Origin of the sequence: Limnovirga soli (genome assembly GCF_013106755.1) — a bacterium.
In the GTDB taxonomy this organism is placed as follows: domain Bacteria; phylum Bacteroidota; class Bacteroidia; order Chitinophagales; family Chitinophagaceae; genus Limnovirga; species Limnovirga soli.
Map to the genome: position 1 here is coordinate 1 of NZ_WHPF01000059.1, position 302 is coordinate 302.

1 protein-coding gene is annotated in these 302 nt (G+C 38.1%); it reads right to left on the reverse strand.

From position 1 onward, the window contains the following. Positions 1 to 302, reverse strand: a 302-nt coding sequence (locus GD597_RS21765) for a hypothetical protein (RefSeq protein ID WP_216368671.1), incomplete at both ends; no start/stop codon positions are given.

The window sequence follows — 302 nt, forward strand, 5'->3', positions numbered from 1 at the left end:
ATAGTACCATAGAAGTCATTCATCAAATTCGCTCCGTCATTCATCAAACTTGTTCCGTCATTCATCAAATTTGCTCCGTCATCCATCAAATTTGCTCTGTCATCCATCAAACTTGTTCCGTCATTCATCAAACTTGCTTCGTCATTCATCAAATTCGCTTCGTCATCCATCAAACTTGTTCCGTCATTCATCAAACTTGCTTCGTCATTCATCAAATTCGCTCCGTCATTCATCAAACTTGCTTCGTCATTCATCAAATTTGCTCCGTCATTCATCAAAATTGCTTCGTCATTCATCAAATT